At 65.6% G+C, this 18,087-nt stretch carries 22 protein-coding genes; 8 read left to right on the forward strand and 14 right to left on the reverse strand.

The features are described from left to right. Positions 1-38 precede the first annotated feature (38 nt). The 5 genes from LOC56_RS08890 to LOC56_RS08910 all read right to left on the reverse strand — a co-directional run bounded on the left by LOC56_RS08890 (position 39) and on the right by LOC56_RS08910 (position 4,232). Positions 39-1,115 carry a lipoate--protein ligase family protein gene (locus tag LOC56_RS08890; protein WP_229951923.1) on the reverse strand — a complete coding sequence of 359 codons (1,077 nt, stop codon included), beginning with the start codon at positions 1,113-1,115 and terminating at the stop codon, positions 39-41. 119 nt (positions 1,116-1,234) lie between these two features. After that, complete coding sequence (locus tag LOC56_RS08895; RefSeq protein ID WP_146361982.1) at positions 1,235-1,492, reverse strand: type B 50S ribosomal protein L31; 258 nt, start codon at positions 1,490-1,492, stop codon at positions 1,235-1,237. 131 nt (positions 1,493-1,623) lie between these two features. Then, complete coding sequence (locus tag LOC56_RS08900; protein WP_229951924.1) at positions 1,624-2,574, reverse strand: hypothetical protein; 951 nt, start codon at positions 2,572-2,574, stop codon at positions 1,624-1,626. Positions 2,575-2,626: 52 nt separating this feature from the next. Then, a complete protein-coding gene (locus LOC56_RS08905) occupies positions 2,627-3,430 on the reverse strand; it encodes a TrmH family RNA methyltransferase (RefSeq protein ID WP_229951925.1) in 804 nt (267 codons plus the stop codon). A 13-nt stretch (positions 3,431-3,443) separates the two neighbouring features. Beyond that, the gene (locus LOC56_RS08910) at positions 3,444-4,232 is read right to left on the reverse strand and encodes an ABC transporter ATP-binding protein (RefSeq protein ID WP_229951926.1); all 789 of its coding nucleotides are present in this window, start codon (positions 4,230-4,232) and stop codon (positions 3,444-3,446) included. 126 nt (positions 4,233-4,358) lie between these two features. On the opposite strand from LOC56_RS08910, the gene serB reads away from it, so the two are divergent. Next, a complete protein-coding gene (gene serB / locus LOC56_RS08915; RefSeq protein WP_229951927.1) occupies positions 4,359-5,264 on the forward strand; it encodes a phosphoserine phosphatase SerB in 906 nt (301 codons plus the stop codon). Here the strand turns inward: serB and LOC56_RS08920 are convergent. Both LOC56_RS08920 and LOC56_RS08925 read right to left on the reverse strand, forming a co-directional pair. Continuing rightward, a complete protein-coding gene (locus LOC56_RS08920; RefSeq protein WP_229951928.1) occupies positions 5,261-6,025 on the reverse strand; it encodes an SDR family oxidoreductase in 765 nt (254 codons plus the stop codon). The genes serB and LOC56_RS08920 overlap by 4 nt on opposite strands. Before the next feature lie 122 nt (positions 6,026-6,147). Next, a complete protein-coding gene (locus tag LOC56_RS08925) occupies positions 6,148-6,876 on the reverse strand; it encodes a beta-ketoacyl-ACP reductase (RefSeq protein WP_229951929.1) in 729 nt (242 codons plus the stop codon). 137 nt (positions 6,877-7,013) lie between these two features. Here LOC56_RS08925 and LOC56_RS08930 point away from each other — a divergent pair, with 137 nt between their 5' ends. Genes LOC56_RS08930 through LOC56_RS08940 form a run of 3 tightly spaced genes read left to right on the forward strand, consistent with a single transcriptional unit; the run spans position 7,014 to position 8,552 of the window. Then, positions 7,014-7,412, forward strand: coding sequence for a DUF3099 domain-containing protein (locus tag LOC56_RS08930; protein WP_229951930.1), 399 nt, complete (start codon positions 7,014-7,016; stop codon positions 7,410-7,412). A gap of 9 nt (positions 7,413-7,421) precedes the next feature. Next, on the forward strand, positions 7,422-7,676 hold the full coding sequence (locus tag LOC56_RS08935; protein WP_229951931.1) for a hypothetical protein: 255 nt from the start codon (positions 7,422-7,424) through the stop codon (positions 7,674-7,676). Next, positions 7,677-8,552, forward strand: a complete 876-nt coding sequence (locus LOC56_RS08940; RefSeq protein ID WP_229951932.1) for an SURF1 family cytochrome oxidase biogenesis protein — start codon at positions 7,677-7,679, stop codon at positions 8,550-8,552. It abuts the gene before it with no gap. A gap of 92 nt (positions 8,553-8,644) precedes the next feature. On the opposite strand, the gene LOC56_RS08945 is transcribed toward LOC56_RS08940, so the two are convergent. Next, the gene (locus LOC56_RS08945; RefSeq protein WP_229951933.1) at positions 8,645-10,243 is read right to left on the reverse strand and encodes an ABC-F family ATP-binding cassette domain-containing protein; all 1,599 of its coding nucleotides are present in this window, start codon (positions 10,241-10,243) and stop codon (positions 8,645-8,647) included. 253 nt (positions 10,244-10,496) lie between these two features. On the opposite strand from LOC56_RS08945, the gene LOC56_RS08950 reads away from it, so the two are divergent. The 4 genes from LOC56_RS08950 to ypfJ are packed head-to-tail and all read left to right on the forward strand — an operon-like array spanning position 10,497 to position 13,467. Continuing rightward, positions 10,497-11,195, forward strand: a complete 699-nt coding sequence (locus tag LOC56_RS08950; RefSeq protein ID WP_229951934.1) for a biotin transporter BioY — start codon at positions 10,497-10,499, stop codon at positions 11,193-11,195. Next, on the forward strand, positions 11,195-11,902 hold the full coding sequence (locus LOC56_RS08955) for an energy-coupling factor ABC transporter ATP-binding protein (protein ID WP_229951935.1): 708 nt from the start codon (positions 11,195-11,197) through the stop codon (positions 11,900-11,902). The genes LOC56_RS08950 and LOC56_RS08955 overlap by 1 nt, the downstream gene beginning before the upstream one ends. Beyond that, on the forward strand, positions 11,899-12,555 hold the full coding sequence (locus LOC56_RS08960; protein ID WP_229951936.1) for an energy-coupling factor transporter transmembrane component T: 657 nt from the start codon (positions 11,899-11,901) through the stop codon (positions 12,553-12,555). The genes LOC56_RS08955 and LOC56_RS08960 overlap by 4 nt, the downstream gene beginning before the upstream one ends. Before the next feature lie 9 nt (positions 12,556-12,564). Beyond that, positions 12,565-13,467, forward strand: coding sequence for a KPN_02809 family neutral zinc metallopeptidase (gene ypfJ, locus LOC56_RS08965; RefSeq protein WP_229951937.1), 903 nt, complete (start codon positions 12,565-12,567; stop codon positions 13,465-13,467). Between the two features lie 259 nt (positions 13,468-13,726). On the opposite strand, the gene LOC56_RS08970 is transcribed toward ypfJ, so the two are convergent. From LOC56_RS08970 to sufC, 6 genes are all read right to left on the reverse strand, one after another. After that, the gene (locus tag LOC56_RS08970; RefSeq protein ID WP_229951938.1) at positions 13,727-15,391 is read right to left on the reverse strand and encodes an HNH endonuclease signature motif containing protein; all 1,665 of its coding nucleotides are present in this window, start codon (positions 15,389-15,391) and stop codon (positions 13,727-13,729) included. A gap of 319 nt (positions 15,392-15,710) precedes the next feature. Then, entirely contained in the window at positions 15,711-16,271 is a 561-nt protein-coding gene (locus LOC56_RS08975; RefSeq protein ID WP_229952244.1) for an RNA 2'-phosphotransferase, read from the reverse strand. Between the two features lie 109 nt (positions 16,272-16,380). Further along, complete coding sequence (locus LOC56_RS16185; protein WP_269437961.1) at positions 16,381-16,509, reverse strand: hypothetical protein; 129 nt, start codon at positions 16,507-16,509, stop codon at positions 16,381-16,383. A gap of 18 nt (positions 16,510-16,527) precedes the next feature. Further along, on the reverse strand, positions 16,528-16,779 hold the full coding sequence (locus LOC56_RS08980; RefSeq protein ID WP_229951939.1) for a hypothetical protein: 252 nt from the start codon (positions 16,777-16,779) through the stop codon (positions 16,528-16,530). Between the two features lie 92 nt (positions 16,780-16,871). After that, positions 16,872-17,201 carry a metal-sulfur cluster assembly factor gene (locus LOC56_RS08985; protein WP_227921694.1) on the reverse strand — a complete coding sequence of 110 codons (330 nt, stop codon included), beginning with the start codon at positions 17,199-17,201 and terminating at the stop codon, positions 16,872-16,874. A 23-nt stretch (positions 17,202-17,224) separates the two neighbouring features. Then, on the reverse strand, positions 17,225-17,995 hold the full coding sequence (sufC, locus tag LOC56_RS08990; protein ID WP_229951940.1) for a Fe-S cluster assembly ATPase SufC: 771 nt from the start codon (positions 17,993-17,995) through the stop codon (positions 17,225-17,227). Positions 17,996-18,087 lie beyond the last annotated feature (92 nt).

The following is an 18,087-nucleotide window of genomic DNA, read 5'->3' on the forward strand; positions in this document are numbered from 1 at the left end:
CCGCCGCCGGGGTAGCCGACGGTCCGCAGGCCGGCGGGTTAGGGGACGCGGCTCAGCCATTCCGGGGTGTCGAACTTTTCGGCGACCTTCTGCTCCGCGAGGGCCAGCTCCTCTTCGGAGATCGACGCCTCGACGGCGCCGTAACGCGTGGCGAAGGTGTCCATCATGGTTGCAATGATGTCTTCACGGGAAAGCCCGGTCTGCCGCTTAAGCGGATCCACCCGCTTCTTGGCGCTCGTAGTGCCCTTGTCGGAGAGCTTTTCCTTGCCGATGCGCAGCACCTCCACCATCTTGTCCGCGTCGATGTTGTACGACATGGTGACGTGGTGCAGCATTCCGCCGCTGCTGAAGCGTTTCTGCGCGGCACCGCCGATCTTGCCCTGGTCCGTGGCCATGTCGTTCAGCGGCACGTACCAGGCGGAGATTCCGAGCTTCTTCAGGGATTCCATTACCCAGGCGTCCAGGAAGGGGTAGGAATCCGCGAAGCTCAGCCCGTCCACCAGGGACTGGGGAACGTAAAGGGAGTAGGTGATGGCGTTGCCGTGCTCCATGAACATGGCACCGCCGCCGGTGATGCGCCGGACTACGGTGACGCCGTGCCGTTCCGCCCCCTCAGGATCCACCTCATTCTTCAGGGACTGGAAGCTGCCGATCACCACGGAGGGTGACTCCCATTCCCAGAACCGGAGGGTGGGATTGCGCTTACCCGTGCCCACTTCCTCTGCCAGGACCTCGTCCATGGCTACGTGCATGTGTGTGGAAAGCGGGGTGGGAGGGATGATCTCCCACTGGTGGTCGCCCCAGCCGGTGGCCTTGCCGAGGGCGCGGCGTACGGTGGTGGCCACGGCTTCGGGCGAGAAGCCGAAGAGGACCGTATCCGGGGACAACCGGGAACGGACGGCTGCGGCAATATCGCCGAACGTCGTCTCGGCAGGCAGCCCCTCAAGGGCGGCATTGATATCCCCGAGTGCTTCATCCGGTTCCAGGAAGAAATCGCCGCCAAGGGAAACATCGGCCAGCTTGCCGTCACGGACTTCCAGGTCGACTACAACGAGTTTGCCGCCGGGAACTTTGTATTCCCCGTGCCGGCGTCCAGTGATATCCGTGCTTGCCATCAAGACTCCTTAGCTCCGAACCGCTCTGTCGGGACCGGACGGGCCCCCGTTACAGGGAAAGGCCCGCCGGGCTGATGCCGGCGGACCTTTCTCTAAGTACTGCTGTATTTCCGTGCTGGCTACTTCTTCGCGCCGAAGCCCTTGAAGCGGGCGTTGAAGCGCTCCACGCGGCCGGCGGAGTCCATGATGCGCTGCTTGCCCGTGTAGAACGGGTGCGATGCGGAGGAGATTTCCACCTCGATGAGCGGGTAGGTGTTTCCGTCTTCCCACTCGATCGTCTTGGAGGAGGTGGCGGTGGAGGCCGTCAGGAAAGCGGTGTCGGACGCGAGGTCACGGAAGACAACCGGAGCATACTTGGGGTGGATATCAGACTTCACAGTTTTACCTTCTTTTGGTGCCTGGATTTTGCCAGGCACAGTGTGGTTAAAAGCTTTATCGGCCGTACATTCGGCCAGCAACCCATACTAGCGCATTTCCCTTGCCCGCAGGAAACCCTTCGCCCCTCGGTTCAGGAGAGCGGGCGGGTGCCCCATTGGGCGTTGACGGCGGTGATCTTCGAGGTGATGCCCTGGATCAGGCCGGTGATTTCAATCTGCACGGGCCGGTAAAAATCATCCAGGCAGAGTGAAAAGGAACCGGCCGGAAGCACCGCGGATGAGCCTGCCGGAGGACCGGTTTCCTTTCCGGGCTCCTGCGCCTCCGCCGTGTCGAAGCTCCCGCTGATCTGCGTGCAGGGTTCCCCGTCGAGCACTACCCCGTACCGGACGGCGACCTCTTCCGCCGGTGCGAGCAATGCGGCCACTCTCTCCGGCCGGACGGTCAACTCGGCGGCGTCGGCAAGGATCGCCGCATAGGCCTCTTCAGCCGTTCCTTCCCGGTCCGCGGATATGTCCTGGTTTTCCTTCCGCAGCACCCGCTGCCCCTCGCGGATAGTGATTGAGAGGTCCGCATCCGTGTCCTGCAGGGTCATGGCAAAGTCGGGGCCGGTGGCGAACCGGACGCTGTACGTGCCGGCCGGGAGCCAGCTGGTGTCGGTCCGAAGGGTCTGGACGCCGCCTCCGCCCGCGGCCATGGCTGCGGAGACGCAGGCCCCTGCTTCGGTCCCGGACGCAGGCTCCGGATCCCGGCGAAGGAGCCACTGGCAGGCATCCTGGACCGGCTGCGGCATACCGGCCTGGCTGCCGGTGACACCCACCTGCGTCGGCGGAGCGGTGGTTTCGGGAACGGGCGACGGCGGCCGGGCGGGATCGGCGGTGCGGGACGGCTCTGCAGCAACGGTGCCGGACGGCGCCGCTGAAGCCGATGTTTCCCGTTCCTGCAGTTGGCCGGCGGTGGGGCCGCAGGCCGGAACGGTCAGCAGCAATCCGGCGCACAGCGCCAGGACCTTGCCTGGCCGGGTGCTTGCACGGGATTCCATGGCAGCTCCGCTGGTGTCCTCGAAGGGTGGATGGCTGCGCACAGTCTGGCACCTGAGGGGCTGCGGGGTAAGGGCAGCGGACCGCCCGGCGGCATTAGGGCCGGCACTCCCAGAATGCCACGGCGCTGGCGGCGGCCACATTCAGCGAATCGACGCCCCCGCTCATCGGGATGCGTACGGCCAGGTCGACGCCGGCGAGGGTGGCCTCGGCCAGGCCGTCGCCTTCCGTGCCGAGGACCAGGGCCAGGCGCTCGTCGCGGCGGGCGCTTAGTTCATCCAGGGTCAGGGAATCCTCGCGCAGTGCCAGGGCAGCAGTCACAAACCCGGCTTCACGGAGCTGTTCGAGTTGTCCAGGCCAGTCCGTCAGCCGCACCCACGGAACCTGGAAGACTGCCCCCATGCTCACACGGATGGCCCGGCGGTACAGCGGGTCCGCGCAGCGGGGCGTTACCAGCACGGCGTCCACCTGCAGGGCGGCAGCGGAACGGAAGATTGCTCCGATGTTGGTGTGGTCGACGATGTCTTCCAGCACCGCGATCCTGCGGGCCGTACCCAGCAGGCCGGGCAGGTCCAGGGGCGCAGGGCGTTCCATGGCCGCCAGGGCACCCCGGTGCAGGTGGAACCCGGTGATCTGCTCCAGGACCTCCGGCGTACCTACGTAGGCAGGCACGTCCGGGAACCGGGCCAGGATGTCCGCCAGGTCCGGAAGCCATTTCTCGGCCAGGAAAAAGGACCGCGGGCGGTGTCCGGCGTCGACCGCGCGGCGCAGGACCTTGGAGGATTCGGCAATGTACATGCCCTCCTCCGGTTCCCGCCGTTTCCGGAGGGAGGTGTCCGTGAGGGAGGTGTAGTCGTAGACGCGGGGATCGTCGGCGGACTCTAAGTACTGGAGGTTCACCCGGAAACTGCTCCTAGCCGCGCCGGGCAGTGGCCGAATACCGGCCGCCCTCGCGGCGCAGGTCCAGCGGCAGATCGAACGCGGTGCTCAGGTGTTCTTCGGTGAACACCTCTTCGATGGGACCGGACGCCACCACGCCGCCTTCGCGGAGCAGCAGGGCGTGGGTGAAACCGGTGGGGACTTCTTCCAGGTGGTGGGTGACCAGCACCATGGCGGGTGCTTCCTCGTCCCGGGCCAGTTCGCCGAGCCGGAACAGGAGGTCCTCGCGGCCTGCAAGGTCCAGGCCGGCAGCCGGTTCGTCCAGCAGCAGCAGTTCGGGATCCGTCATCAGGGCGCGGGCGATCTGAACGCGCTTGCGCTCCCCTTCGCTGAGCGAGGAGAAGCGGCGGTTCATGAAGGTGGACATGCCCCACTCGTGCAGGAGGCGGAAGGCGCGCCGTTCGTCGAGCTTTTCGTACTTTTCGCGCCAGCGCCCGGTCATTCCGTAGGATGCCGTGAGCACCACGTTGAGGACTGTTTCGTCCTCGGGGATCTGCCCGGCAAGTGCAGCGGAGGCCAGGCCGATACGCGGGCGGAGTTCAAAGACATCCACCGCCCCGAGGACTTCCTCGAGGATTCCCGCTACGCCGCGGGTAGGGTGCATCCGGCCGCTGGCAATCTGCAGCAGCGTGGTCTTTCCGGCACCGTTGGGGCCCATGATGACCCAGCGTTCCCCCTCCTTGACCTGCCAGTTGACGCCGTCCAACAGGTTTTTGCCGCCGCGGACAACGCTTACGCCGGCAAATTCAAGAACATCACTCATAGCACTAGACATTAGGCTAAAGAAAGGGGCATTGGCGAAACGATGCGCCCCGGCGGCCACGCAGACGCTGCCGGGGATCCCCGTACCGAGCACGTACTTCCCGTTGGACCGAGCAGAACGGAAACCATGCCGAACTCCCCCGAATACAGTGTTGTCAGCTACGGGCGGGACCTGTCCGACGCCTATCTGGGGGCGGTGCAGGGTGCCGTCTGCGGCTTGGGTGCGCGGATCCTGGAACTGGAGAACGCTGCGGGGAACGGTTTCACCGTGTCCAAGCTTTATGTGGGGTACGACGGCGGCCTCCCCCGGCTGCGGCGCGCCGTCGCCGCAGCTGCGGCAGCCGTGCCGGCAGGCCCGGGCGGTGAGCACAGCGCCGTGGTGCCGCCGTCGCTGCTTGAGGATGCCCGGAAGCTGCTGGTGCTGGACGTGGACTCGACCCTGATCAAACAGGAAGTCATTGAACTGCTCGCGGCGCATGCAGGACGGGAAGCGGAGGTGGCAGCGGTGACCGAGGCCGCCATGCGCGGGGAACTGGATTTTGCCGCGAGCCTGCATGCCCGGGTGAAAACGCTTGCCGGACTGCCCGCGTCCGTCATCGACGAAGTGGGTGCCCGGGTTGAACTTTCCGACGGCGCGGAACTGCTGGTGAAGGAGTTCCTTGCGGCCGGACACGGGGTTGCCGTGGTGTCGGGCGGCTTCACCCAGGTGCTTGATCCGCTGGCCGATCGCCTGCGGCTCAGCTTCCGCAGGGCGAACCTGCTGGAGATAAAGGACGGGGTGCTGACCGGCGCGGTGTCCGGGGAAGTCGTGGACCGCGCGGTCAAGGCGCGTTCACTGGCCGAGTGGGCGCGGGCCCTGGAGGTGGCACCCGGCTCCACCATTGCGGTGGGCGACGGCGCCAATGACCTGGACATGCTCGCGGCGGCCGCACTGGGAGTGGCGTTTAACGCCAAACCGGCAGTGCAGGCCGCCGCGGATGCCGTGGTGAACCTGCCCCAACTGGACGTGGTTCAGCACTTCGTGAAGCTTTAGGCTGGCCCGCCTGCCGCTCCGGCGGCCAGGTAGTCCGCACCGCCCACGTATTCGGTGTGTCCGGACGGAACATCGGCCGTGGCCATGCGGGCTACTTCGGCGCCGAACTCCTGCACGGAGTAAAGCCTTCCGGCTTCTTCGCGGCGGGCTTCGATGGCGCCCGGGTTGGCCCGGTCCAGCAGGGTGGCCGTCACGGTGCCTTCGATCATGTCGCCGGAGACCACCACCAAGGTGATGCCCTTCTCTTCCAGCTGCGGGAGCATGCTGCGCAGTGCATCCTCGCCGGCACGCTTGCTGAGTGCGACGGCTTCGTATTCCGGCATGGTCGGCACCGACTTGATGAAGTGCGCCTGGTGGCTGGTGACGAAGACCACCCGCGAACCGGCCGGCATCACTTCAAGGGCAGCAGTGAGCATGTTGACCTGCGCGTCGCGGTTCAGCTTCAGCGCGTAGTTCTCTTCCACGCCGGTTTCCATGCCGCCGGAGGCGTTGAGCACCAGGACGTCGAGCCCGCCGAAGTTTTCCTGCGCAGCGGCCACCAGGGCAGCTGTCCCCTCGGCCGCGGTGAGGTCTGCGCCAACGGCGACTGCGCGGCCGCCGGCTTCCTCAATGGCAGCCACCACCTTGTTGGCACGCGGTGCCTTTTGGCGGTAGTTGACGACGACGCCGGCACCCTCGGCTGCCAGGAACCGGGCCACTTCGGCCCCGATTCCGCGCGATGATCCGGTGACTATCGCTGCTTTGCCCTCCAGCAGACCCATGTGAACTCCTTGTTGTAGAAAGTATCTAAGCGTTCAGCTCTTTGAACCCATCCTGCCAGCCGGCGGACCGGCTGGCAGTTGAGGAAACCTCCAACGATTCACGAGCGCCGCGTTGGGCCGGGCTAGTGCCCCATGCCCAGGCCGCCGTCGACCGGGATGACCGCACCGGAAATGTAGCCTGCCTCGTCACCGGCAATCCAGCGCACCACGTTGGCAACTTCCTCGGGCTCGGCGAACCGGCCGGCGGGGATGGAGGACAGGTAGTTCTTCTGCGTGTCCTCGGGCAGGGCGCGGGTCATGTCGGTGTTGATGAAGCCCGGTGCCACGACGTTGGCCGTGATGTTGCGGGAACCCAGTTCGCGGGTGAGGGAACGGGCAATACCGATCAGTCCGGACTTGGAGGCGGCGTAGTTGATCTGTCCGGGTGAACCGTAGAGCCCGACCACCGAGGAGATCAGGACCACCCGGCCCTTCTTCATCCGGAGCATGCCCTTGGACGCACGCTTGACCACCCGGAAGGCGCCCGTGAGGTTGGTGTCAATCACATCGGAGAAATCGTCTTCACTCATGCGCAGCAGCAGCATGTCCCGGGTAATTCCGGCATTGGCCACGAGGACTTCAACCGGCCCGTGCGCAGCCTCCACCTCGGTAAACGCGGCATCAACCGATGCCATATCCGTCACATCCGCCTTGACGCCCAACATTCCGTCGGGGACCTCGCCGCTGCGGTATGTGATGGCCACGCGGTCACCTGCGGCGAGGAACGACTTGGCGATTGCCAGCCCGATTCCGCGGTTTCCTCCGGTCACCAGGACGCTGCGGCCGGACTCGTTCTCTGTTGTGTTCTGCACGGATGTTCCTTCTTTCAGCCAGCAATTGGGGGTTGTCTCGATCCTACGTGCGCCGGATTCAACTTCTGCAACGCTGCTGCTAGTGAGAGAATGAACGAACCTGTTTGGAGGGTGAGGAAGACTACCGATGGCTACTGATGGCTAGGGACACAAACCGCGGGGAGAGCGTCCCCAGAATCACCGACGCACCCAGCCCGCACACGGACGAAATGCGCGCACGCATGATCAAGTACAGCGTGTCCATGGGCATCCGTGTGGTCTGCCTGTTCCTGATGTTCTTCGTGCACGGCTGGCTGTTGTGGGTGGTGATTGCCGGAGCGGTGGTGCTCCCCTACTTCGCGGTCATCATCGCCAACGGAGGCTCGGATACCCGCCTTATGACCGCCTCGGATGCGATGATTGACAGTCCGCCGGCCACCGCGCTGGACGCTCCGCGGGCGGCGGAAGAACCCGGAGAACGTCCCGAAACCACTGTGTTGTCGGGCGAAATCGTAGACAACGACGACGAAATCCATGACGACGAAGACAAGGCCTGATCCCCCAGCATGAACCTCCTCGATTCCCTCTCCGGCAACCCGGACACAGGCGCCGGCACCCCGGTGTGTTCCCGAAAGGCCTGCCGGCTCAACGCCGACTGGCAGCTGCTGTGGAACAACCCCCGCATCCATACCCCGGAACGCCGGAAGACCTGGCTCGCCTGCGATGAGCACCGGGACTGGCTGGAGGATTACCTGCGAACGCGCGGCCTCTGGAAGGAAACCCTTCCGCTGGACGGCAGCACTGAAGGCGGTACGGCGTAGATGTACCGTTTCCTCCTTTCAGCCCGCTGGCTCGGCTGGTTCGTCCTCGTCTGCGTCCTTGCTGCTGCCTGTGTGGGGCTGGGGCAGTGGCAGATGGACCGCCGCGAAGCCTCCCTGGCCGACACCGACCGGATTGAATCCAATTACGACGCCGCGCCGGTCCCCTATGACGAGGCCAAGGACTACTTCGACGCGTATGACGAAGCAGTCGAATGGCTGCCCGTGACGCTTGAGGGAACGTACGACTCCTCCGAGCAGCGCATCATCCGCAACCGCCCGCTGAAGGGCCGGCCCGGCTACGAGGTCCTGGTGCCGCTGAAGCTTGATGACGGCACCAGCGTGGCGGTCAACCGCGGGTGGCTGCCGATCGGCGACGACGAGGCCGGGCGGCCGGACAGCATCCCTGCCGCCCCCGAGGGACGGGTGAGCGTGGTGGCCCGGATCAAGGCCGCCGAACCCACCCTGACCCGCAGTGCCCCTGAAGGCCAGCTGCCCTCGATCGACCTGGGCGCCTTCGCGGAGCAGCTGGACTATCCGCTGCATCAGGGCTCCTACGGGCTCATGGCCAGCGAGGACCCGGGGGCCGCCGTCGTACCCGAAAGCGCACCGCGGCCCGAGGTGGACGACGGCCTGCACCTCTCGTATGGGCTGCAGTGGTACGGCTTCGCGCTGATGATGTTCATCGGGCTGGGTTACGCGGCGCGGCAGGAAGCCCTGAACCGCTATTACGAGGGCATCGACGATGAGGAAGAGGACGACGACGAAATAATCGCGGCCCACCCGGCTCCGTCCCGGCGTCGTCCGCCGCGCCGCAGGAAGCGCGGACCCACCGGCGAAGAGGAAGAGGACGCGATCCTGGACGCCCAGGGGTTCTAGCTCCGACCGTTCCCCGCACACCCCCACTGACACAAAGGCGGCCCTGCTCCAATCGGAGCAGGGCCGCCTTTCTGTACGGGACGGGTGGGCGGTTAGGCCAGGGTCACCAGGTCGAGGTAGTTCTCGTTCCAGTGGTCCTCGTCGCCGTCCGGCAGGAGTACTACGCGTTCCGGGTTCAAGGCCGCAACGGCGCCCTCATCGTGGCTGACCATCACCACGGCACCGGTGTAGTTGCTCAGGGCGCCCAGGATCTCCGCACGCGACGCGGGGTCCAGGTTGTTGGTGGGTTCGTCCAGCAGCAGGACGTTGGCGGAGGAGGCCACGATGGTGGCCAGGGCCAGACGGGTCTTCTCGCCGCCGGAAAGGACTCCGGCCTTCTTCTCGACGTCGTCGCCGCTGAACATGAAGGAGCCCAGCACGCTGCGGACCTCGGCGTCGTCCATGTCCGGCGCGGAGGAACGCATGTTCTCCAGGACGGTCCGGTCTGTATCGAGGGTCTCGTGCTCCTGGGCGTAGTAGCCCACCTTGAGTCCGTGTCCGGCAATGACCTTGCCGGTGTCCGGCTTGTCGACGCCGGCCAGCATGCGCAGCAGGGTGGTCTTGCCGGCGCCGTTGAGGCCCAGGATGACTACCTTTGAACCGCGGTCAATGGCCAGGTCCACGTCGGTGAAGATTTCCAGGGACCCGTAGCTCTTGCTGAGGCCCTCGGCGGTCATGGGGGTCTTGCCGCACGGGGCAGGATCCGGGAAGCGGAGGGCTGCCACGCGGTCATTGGCGCGGACGGCGTCCAGGCCGCCCATCAGGCGGTCCACGCGCTTGAGCATGCTCTGGGCCGCGGAGGCACCGGACGCGCGGGCCTTCATCTTGTTGGCCTGGGCCAGCAGGATGCCGGCCTTCTTTTCAGTGTTGGCACGTTCGCGCTTGCGGGCACGCTCATCGGTCTCGCGCTGGACCTTGTAGCGCTTCCAGTCCATGTTGTAGATGTCGATGGTGGCGCGGTTGGCGTCCAGGCTGAAGACCTTGTTGACGGTCGCTTCGAGCAGCTCGGTATCGTGGCTGATCACGATCAGGCCGCCGGTGTGGTTCTTCAGGAACTCCCGCAGCCAGGCGATGGAGTCGGCGTCGAGGTGGTTGGTGGGCTCATCGAGGAGCATCGTCTCGGCGTCGGAATACAGGATGCGGGCAAGTTCCACGCGGCGGCGCTGGCCGCCGGAGAGAGTCTTCAGGGGCTGGTTCAGCAACCGGTCCGGCAGGGCCAGGTTGGAGCAGATGGTGGCCGCTTCGGATTCGGCAGCGTACCCGCCGGCGGAGAGGAACTCGGATTCCAGCCGGTCATAGCGGTTCATGGCCTTCTGCGAGATCTTCGGATCTTCGCTGGCCATCTCGTCCTGGCACTTCTTCAGCTGCGCGGAAACCTTGTCCAGGCCGCGGGCGGAGAGGATCCGGTCCCGTCCCAGCTGGTCCATGTCCGGGGTGCGCGGATCCTGGGGCAGGTAGCCGATGTCGCCGACTCGCTTGACGGTGCCGGCGGCCGGGAGGGCTTCGCCGGCGAGGACCTTGGTGAGGGTGGTTTTGCCGGCGCCGTTGCGGCCGACCAGCCCGATTTTGTCTCCCTTGTCAACACGGAATGAAACCGCTTCCATGAGCAGCCGTGCGCCTGCACGCAGCTCGAGACCAGATACGGAAATCACTCAGTGGACCTTTCGAAGGTTTTTGTATTGCAGATACGCTGCGCGGTGCGCGGGCCTTGAACGGTGGGATTCCACCGAGGCGGGAAGGGTCACATTGACCGGTCATGAAGGCCTGGTTGGCCGTAACAGCCTTTCCAGTCTAGCCGCCCATGCCCATTTGTAGAAAACCTCCAATGGAATCCCGCTCCGGCGCAGCTAATGTTCGAAACGCAATCCGGACCGTTTTTCTTCCCCTACAAGGAAAAGTGCAGCGATGAACAACACATCGGCCGACGCGCCGCGCCCCCTCCCCGGCACGGGCACCGGCTCCGGTACCGGCCCCAGTACCGGCCCCCGCGGTTCCCACGCCTCCCCCGGTTCTCCGGGCACGCCGCCGCGCTCCCGGTGGACCTCCGCGGACCTGTCCCTGATTGCCGTCTTCGCCGCCCTTACCGCCGTGTTCTCCATCCTTCCCGGCGTTCCGCTCGGGGCCGGTGTGCCGATTACCCTGCAGACACTGGCGGTCATGCTTACGGGGATGCTGCTTGGCCCCGGACGCGGAGCCGCGGCTGTGGGCCTCTTCCTGGCAGCGGGCCTGGCCGGCCTGCCGGTCTTCAGCGGTTTCCGCGGCGGCCTGGGTGTCCTGGCCGGGCCGTCGGCAGGGTATCTGCTGTCCTTCCCGGTGGCGGCTGCCGTCGTCGGCCTGCTTTCCGGACTGGTGCTGCGCCGCGCCCGCCGGGGGCGGACTGTCCTCCTGTTTGCCGCGGGACTGGCCACAAGCTTCGCCGTGGTGCATCCGGCCGGCATCGCGGGACTGATGCTTAACGGGCATCTGTCCTTCCCCGCTGCGCTGGCAGCGGACATGGCGTTCTGGCCCGGTGATGTGCTCAAGAACCTGCTTGCCGCTGCCGTGGCCGTCAGTGTCTTCAAGGCCTTTCCGCGAATGGCTGTTCGGGACCGCGGTGGCCGCTGATGTCCTGCATCCTGCTGCAGGACGTTTCCGTGGTTCCTCCCAGGGTGGCCGGGGAATCCGCGGAACCGATCCTGCACCCGCTGTCCCTGAGGCTTGACACGCCCCGCACCGCCGTCGTCGGCGCCAACGGTTCGGGCAAGTCCACCCTGTTGAAGCTGCTGAACGGTCTGGTGCTGCCGGACACCGGCACGGTCAGCGTGGACGGCCTGGACACTGCCCGGCACGGAGCGGACGTGCGGCGGCGGGTCGGATTTGTTTTCACCGATCCCCTCTCACAGCTCGTGATGCCCACCGGGCGGGACGACGTCGAACTGTCCCTGCGTGCCTCGATCCGGAACCGGTCCCAGCGGCGCGCCGCGGCAGAAGCTCGACTGGAGGCGCTGGGGCTGCTGGAACTGGCGGACCGAAGCATCTATGACCTTTCCGGCGGTGAACGCCAGTTGATGGCCCTGGCATCGGTGCTGGCAGTTGAGCCCGCCGTGCTGGTGGCAGATGAGCCCAGCACGCTGCTGGACCTGAGGAACACTGCCCGGCTGCGGGAAATCTTTGTCTCCCTGCCGCAGCAGGTTGTCTACACCACCCATGACCTGGACTTCGCCGCCGACGCGGACCGGGTGCTGGTGATGGACGCCGGGCGGGTGGTGTTCGACGGCGGCCCGCGCGAAGGTATTGCGGCGTACCGGGCGCTGGCGCTGGGAGTGGGATGAAGCGTTCCACTGGCTCTAATGACCTGCTGGGCGCCTACCGCCCGGGCACCTCTGGGGTGCATGCGGCACCGCTGTCAGTGAAGGCAGGCGTCCTGGTTGTACTGTCCGTGGCCGTGTTGGTGCTGCGCTCCCCTGTGGTGCTGGCGGTTGCCGCAGTCCTGGTGCTGGCGGCCTATGCCGGCGCCCGGCTGTTCCGGGAGGTCTGGGTGCCGCTGAAGCTGATGTGGCCGGTCCTGGTGCTGCTGGGCGTTTTCCAGTGGTGGGCGTCCGGCGTGTTGGCGGCGCTGCTGGTGACCGGCAGCATTGCGGTCTGCGTAGTGGCGGCCCGGCTGCTGACGCTGACCACTGCACCGCAGGTGCTGCTGGACGGGCTGGTGTCGCTGGCTCGCCCGCTGCAACCGTTCGGTGCGGACCCGGAACGTTTCGGGCTGACCCTGGCGCTGATGCTGCGCAGCATTCCGTTCCTGCTCGGGTCGGCACGGGACGTCCGCGAATCTGCCATGGCCCGGGGCCTGGAGCGCAATCCCCGTGCGCTGACCGTCCCGGTGGTGATCCGTGCGGTTGCCTATGCCCGGCAGACCGGCGATGCGCTGGCCGCACGGGGTATCGGTGAAGGCTCCTCCGACGCGAAAGTTGCCAAAGGCAACCGATAACCTGAGGGCATGAGTTTCAATAGCAACGCGCGTCTGGATTCCTCCCGGGTCAGTGACCGGCGCGGCAAGGGTAAGGGCATTGCTGTGGGCGGCGGACTGGGCGGCGGGCTGCTGCTGATCCTGTCCCTGTTCTTCGGATCGGACGTTATTGACGGGCTCGGTCTGAGCGACGGCTCCGGCGTAGCTGCCGGCGAAGCGCAGTCAGAGAGCATCGACACTTGCTTGAACGGCGAAGACGCCAACGAACGGCTGGACTGCCGCATTCTGGGCACTGCCGAAAGCCTGGACAGCTTCTGGGCACCGTATCTGGACGGTTACGGCCTGACCTACACGGAGCCCGGCGTGGTGCTCTTTACTGACCGGACCACTTCCGGCTGCGGCACGGCGACCAGCGCTGTCGGTCCGTTCTACTGCCCGGCAGACGAGCAGACCTATTACGACACTGCCTTCTTCTCCGACCTCGTCACCAACTACGGTTCCTCCGGCGGTCCGTTGGCGCAGGAATACGTGGTGGCGCATGAGTTCGGCCACCACATCCAGCAGATCACCGGCTCCAGTGCGGGCCGGAACGCCGATCCTCAGGGTGCGGACTCTGCCTCCGTACGCACCGAGCTGCAGGCCGACTGCTATGCGGGCCTCTGGGCACGGCATGCGGCGGACCAGCCGGCACCGGGCTCGGACGTGCCCTTCCTGGCTCCGTTCACCGAAGCCGATATCAGTGACGCACTCTCTGCGGCGTCCGCCATCGGCGATGACCGGATTCAGGCTTCGGCCACCGGGCAGGTGAACCCTGAGAGCTGGACACACGGTTCCAGCGCCCAGCGCCAGGCCTGGTTCCTTGCCGGCTACAACGACGGCGGAAGCCTGGAAACGTGCGATACCTTCAGTGCTGCGGATCTGTCCCGCCCCTAAAGGCTGTCCCGGACGTCTCGTCGTCCCCTAGGGCTGTCCGAACGTCCGTCGTCCCTAGGGGCTGACCCGACGCCCAACGTCCAACCCGCAAGGTCCGTCTCGCCCTTGGGGCCTGGCCCATCGTCAGTCGCGATGTCCCTAGGGGCTGACCCGACGCCCGACACCCAACCCCCAAGGTCCGTCCTGCCCTTGGGGCCCGGACCATCGTCAGGTCCCAAGGGGTGCGTTCGAACGAGGCGTTCGACTAAGGCAGTGCAGGTCAGAATGGCGCTACTGCCTCGGGTTCATCGTCCGGGTGCGGTGCCCGACCCGGCGGTCCGAGTTCCAGGAACGGCTCGGTCCGGTAAACCCTTCCGGTCGGCGAAGTCCATTGAATGACTCCAGGCTCGGGCTGGCAGGCCTTCCAATAACCCAGGGTCTTGAACCGGTGGTGCCGACGGCACAGGTGTTCCAGGTTCCCGTGGTCCGTTGGGCCGCCGCGGGCCCAGTCGACCGTGTGGTCAATGTCCGCATTTGCGGTGCTGACCCTGCAGCCGGGGAATCTGCAGGTCCCGTCACGGGCCCGAAGCCAACGGCGGAGCCCGGCCGGGACTTTTCTACGGCGTCCCGCCCCGAGGATTTCGCCTGACTGTGGGTCTTGGGCGAGTCCGGTCCAACCGACGGCGTTGCGGGCCAGCCTGCGGGCTGCTTCGGCACTGATAGGACCGTAGCCGTGGAGTTCGGCCGGCTGGTCGTCCGCACCAAAGAGGGTTTCGGCGTTGATCAGGACCATGATTTCCGCCCGCGGGACGGCACCGACGTCGTCGCATCCGGTCCCACCAGCGCTTGCCATCCCGGCGGCCCTGCCACCGCCGTCAGCTGTGCCGCCAGAACTTGAGCCGAGACCGCCCATCAGCAGCTGCGCCAGAATGTCGGCACGCAGCTGATCCGTGGACCGGGAATCGCCTGCTACTTGTTCGCCCCGTGCTGCGGTGCTTAGCGCCGTATAGATCTGCTGGGCTTCTGCTGCCTGCAGATAGGCGGAGAGGCAGGACATGCCGTCCTCTTCCCGGTCCAGGGTGACCTTCCTCAGCTCGAACGCGGTTAAGTGCCGCTTGGTAATGGTGTCCGGAAAATTCCGCTCGCGCAGCCGCCGGGCCTTGGCTGAGAACTGGGACCGGGTCTGGCCCTCCGCTGCCGCCAGCAGGTCCGCTTCGAATTCCGGGAGCACGGCGGCGGGAATGTTCTGGCACTGGTCCAGCACCACCTGCGCGTGCTGGTAACTCAGCTGTCCTTCTTCCAAGGCGGTCAGGGTGGCGGTATATGTGCTGCACAGGTTGAGCGCCTCGCTCATCATGCGCTGAGCGGTGACCTGCGGAACGTTCAGGATGGCGGCACACTCGGACGCAGCCAAGCTGAACGCCATCCCGGGCTCGAGCCTCCCCGAAGCGGCGTGGAAGTCCTCCCGGAAGATCTCTTCCATGCGGTTCAGCAGGCGGGCCTGCAGCGCCTGCACCCAGGACATCAAATACACCATGCGGGACAGGGCATCGCCCACCATTTGCTCATCGAAGGCTTCAACGTTCTGCAGCGCCAGTGTCCCGGTAAAGCCGTCCGGATACCCGCTGGCAGGTTTGTCGGCTTCGGAATCGTTGGCTGTGGGACCTCCGGAATCGGAAGCTGAACTGTCGGCTTCGGCTTCGGATTCGGGGGCGCTGGGACCTCCGGGTTCGGCTGGCTCGGCGCTGCATGGGTCGGCTTCGGCGGCGCCGGCATCAGGAACGGGAATGTCGGCTGACTGGGTGCCAGCCTCAGCGTCGTTCTCGGGAGCGTCAGCAGAAGTGTCGGCACCCGTGTCAGCGGCCACGGAAGGCTCGGCGTCCAGTTCCGCCCGGTACACCGCCAAGGTGCAGGCCGCACGGGGCGCATCCGCTTCACCCGCCATGCCTTCCGGCTGGGGGCATTCACTGCCTGGTTCTTCGGTTGTCCAACCGGTGTTCCCGAGCTGATCCATACCTCAGGATTTCATCCCACACTGACATTTCCGGACCAAAAACCGGCCCAAACCGGCCTGACCCGGAAACCGGAAATACCCGTCTTTCGAACGCAACTACCTACCCCGGTCAGGCCGGTTCCGTTGGCCTGTTCACGAACCATCGACTCGGGCACAAGGGCCGACGCCGACCGAACCTGACCCCACGCAGATGGCACGAGAGCTGTGGAGGAATGCTCCTCGGTTCATGCTGACCCCTAGCCCCCTCAGCTCAGGCTCCCGGCACCCGCACAGCAGTCGCAGGGATAGATGCGGCCAGCCAGACTCCTGAATCCGATTGGTAGAAAGATACCCCCTGGGCCACGGCCACCCGGGTATCCACCGTAAGGATCACGGGATCTGCGTTCTTGCGCTGTCCCACCTGACGCGCCTGCGCCACGGAGTCCGACAGATGGACGTACTGCCGCCGCATGGGCAGAATTCCGGCTACGCGGATCTGCGGCACAGCAGCAGGCGAAGTCCCATGGAACAACACCGCCGGCGGTGAACCGGGCTCCCCTGCCGGCTTCACCGGTACGGAATGCCCGTGCACGGCACGAATTTGACCGTCCCTTATCTGGTGCCGCTTTTTCTCCGCCGCTTCAAGCACCTCGTGAAGTTCCCTCTCATCAACTGATGCCCACTCCGGGCCCAGCCGATGCAGCGCAGCGAGCACGTCAGAAACCGGCGCCCAACCCTCCGGATCCAGCTCCAGCGAATACTCTTCCGGAGCATGACGCAGCGCATGGGACAACACCCGGCTGATCTCTGTCCGGCTCGGCCGCTTCGGCATTGATGTCACTTTCCTCAGCTCCAGTCGAACTCAACGAAGTCACGCACGGTCATCCACGCCGCACTCGATCATATGGGCGTAAAGCGGCGGCAGGCACTGCTCCTGCATCCTAGGCAGCCGGCTGCCCGACGTTCACTTCGGTGAAATCGCGGCAAAGCAGCCACCGGCCGTCCTGGAGCCGCCAGGATTCCATCAGCAGGGCCCGCCCGGTCACGTCGCCGCCCGAACGGTACGTCATTTCGTAGAACACCACTGCTTAGTCCCGGCCACGGGGCGTGACGGTCATGAAGTCCGCATGCACCGTACTCCCCCGCAGGGCGGACACAGTGCCGCCAAACCCTTCGCGGGCCGTCGCTGCATCAAACGGCTCAGTGATGGCTGCTTCGGAGCCCAGCCACCCATGGTAATCCGGTGACAGGAAGGTTTCGATCGGAGCGCTGTCCCCCGAAGCCATGGCCTCGTTCCACGCCGCCAGATACTGGTCATGAAAATGGATGCTGTTCCCCATGGCGCACACGCTAGCACGCAGAAAGGGCCGCTTCCCCGCATTGGGGAAACGGCCCTGCCTGTTGCCGGTTCAGCTACTTGGTGCAGAACCCTTTAGATGTTGAAGCCGAGGGCGCGCATCTGGTCGCGGCCGTCGTCGGTGATCTTGTCAGGTCCCCACGGCGGCATCCATACCCAGTTCAGGCGCCACTCATCAACGACGCCGTCCAGTGCCTGGGCGGTCTGCTCTTCAAGCACATCGGTCAGCGGGCAGGCCGCCGTCGTCAGCGTCATGTCGATCAGCAGTGCGCCGTCCTCGGCGTACTTCAGGCCGTAGAGCAGGCCAAGGTCAACGACATTCACCCCAAGCTCGGGGTCAATGACGTCCTTGAGAGCCTCTTCGACGTCCTCGAGGGACGTGGAGGCCAGATCGGAGTCGCTCATATTTGCTCCTTCAGCTGTCTTTACTACGCGCCGGCTGCGGCGTTGGCGCCGGTGAAGCGGTCGTAGCCTTCTTCTTCGAGGCGGTCGGCAAGTTCGGGGCCGCCCTGCTCGGCGATGTGGCCGTCAACGAAGACGTGTACAAAGTCGGGCTTGATGTAACGAAGGATACGCGTGTAGTGCGTGATGAGCAGCGTGCCCATGCCACCCTTGGAGTGCTCGCGGTTGACGCCTTCGGAAACGATCTTCAGGGCGTCGACGTCGAGGCCGGAGTCGGTCTCGTCGAGGATGGCGATCTTCGGGTGGAAGAGTTCCATCTGCAGGATCTCCACGCGCTTCTTCTCGCCGCCGGAGAAGCCTTCGTTGACGTTGCGCTGGGCAAAGTCGGCGTCGATGCGCAGGTCGGCCATGGCCGCCTTAACGTCCTTGGTCCAGTGGCGCAGCGAGGGTGCTTCGCCGTCGAGCGCGGTCTTGGCGGTGCGCAGGAAGTTGGTCATGGTGACACCGGGAACCTCGACCGGGTACTGCATGGCCAGGAAGAGACCGGCGCGGGCACGCTCGTCCACGCTCATGGCCAGGACGTCTTCGCCGTCCAGCGTGATGGAGCCGCTGTCCACGCTGTAGCGCGGGTGGCCGGCGATGGTGGAGGCCAGAGTGGACTTGCCGGAGCCGTTGGGGCCCATGATGGCGTGTGTCTCACCGGTGTTGATGGTCAGGCTGACACCCTTCAGGATCGGCTTGCGGCCCTGTTCGGTCTCAATGCTGACGTGAAGATCCTTGATCTCAAGAGTAGACATGCGAGTTGGCTTTCTCCTTTGCACCCGCGGGTGCGTTACTAAGCTTTGGGGATGGAAGGCGAGAGGGTCCGGGTGCCGGATTGCTCCGGCAC

Origin of the sequence: Arthrobacter sp. zg-Y179, from assembly GCF_020907345.1 — a bacterium.
GTDB lineage: Bacteria > Actinomycetota > Actinomycetes > Actinomycetales > Micrococcaceae > Arthrobacter_B > Arthrobacter_B jinronghuae.

Coding starts and splice junctions, on each gene's coding strand:
- LOC56_RS08930 (WP_229951930.1), top strand. CDS start 7,014: ATGGCTAGGGACACAAACCGCGGGGAGAGCGTCCCCAGAATCACCGAC.
- LOC56_RS08910 (WP_229951926.1), bottom strand. CDS start 4,232: ATGAGTGATGTTCTTGAATTTGCCGGCGTAAGCGTTGTCCGCGGCGGC.
- LOC56_RS08920 (WP_229951928.1), bottom strand. CDS start 6,025: ATGGGTCTGCTGGAGGGCAAAGCAGCGATAGTCACCGGATCATCGCGC.
- ypfJ (WP_229951937.1), top strand. CDS start 12,565: ATGAGTTTCAATAGCAACGCGCGTCTGGATTCCTCCCGGGTCAGTGAC.
- LOC56_RS08975 (WP_229952244.1), bottom strand. CDS start 16,271: ATGCCGAAGCGGCCGAGCCGGACAGAGATCAGCCGGGTGTTGTCCCAT.
- LOC56_RS08960 (WP_229951936.1), top strand. CDS start 11,899: ATGAAGCGTTCCACTGGCTCTAATGACCTGCTGGGCGCCTACCGCCCG.
- LOC56_RS08985 (WP_227921694.1), bottom strand. CDS start 17,201: ATGAGCGACTCCGATCTGGCCTCCACGTCCCTCGAGGACGTCGAAGAG.
- LOC56_RS08890 (WP_229951923.1), bottom strand. CDS start 1,115: ATGGCAAGCACGGATATCACTGGACGCCGGCACGGGGAATACAAAGTT.
- LOC56_RS08980 (WP_229951939.1), bottom strand. CDS start 16,779: ATGGGGAACAGCATCCATTTTCATGACCAGTATCTGGCGGCGTGGAAC.
- LOC56_RS08935 (WP_229951931.1), top strand. CDS start 7,422: ATGAACCTCCTCGATTCCCTCTCCGGCAACCCGGACACAGGCGCCGGC.
- LOC56_RS08970 (WP_229951938.1), bottom strand. CDS start 15,391: ATGGCGGGTGAAGCGGATGCGCCCCGTGCGGCCTGCACCTTGGCGGTG.
- sufC (WP_229951940.1), bottom strand. CDS start 17,995: ATGTCTACTCTTGAGATCAAGGATCTTCACGTCAGCATTGAGACCGAA.
- LOC56_RS08955 (WP_229951935.1), top strand. CDS start 11,195: ATGTCCTGCATCCTGCTGCAGGACGTTTCCGTGGTTCCTCCCAGGGTG.
- serB (WP_229951927.1), top strand. CDS start 4,359: ATGCCGAACTCCCCCGAATACAGTGTTGTCAGCTACGGGCGGGACCTG.
- LOC56_RS08940 (WP_229951932.1), top strand. CDS start 7,677: ATGTACCGTTTCCTCCTTTCAGCCCGCTGGCTCGGCTGGTTCGTCCTC.
- LOC56_RS08950 (WP_229951934.1), top strand. CDS start 10,497: ATGAACAACACATCGGCCGACGCGCCGCGCCCCCTCCCCGGCACGGGC.
- LOC56_RS16185 (WP_269437961.1), bottom strand. CDS start 16,509: ATGACGTACCGTTCGGGCGGCGACGTGACCGGGCGGGCCCTGCTGATG.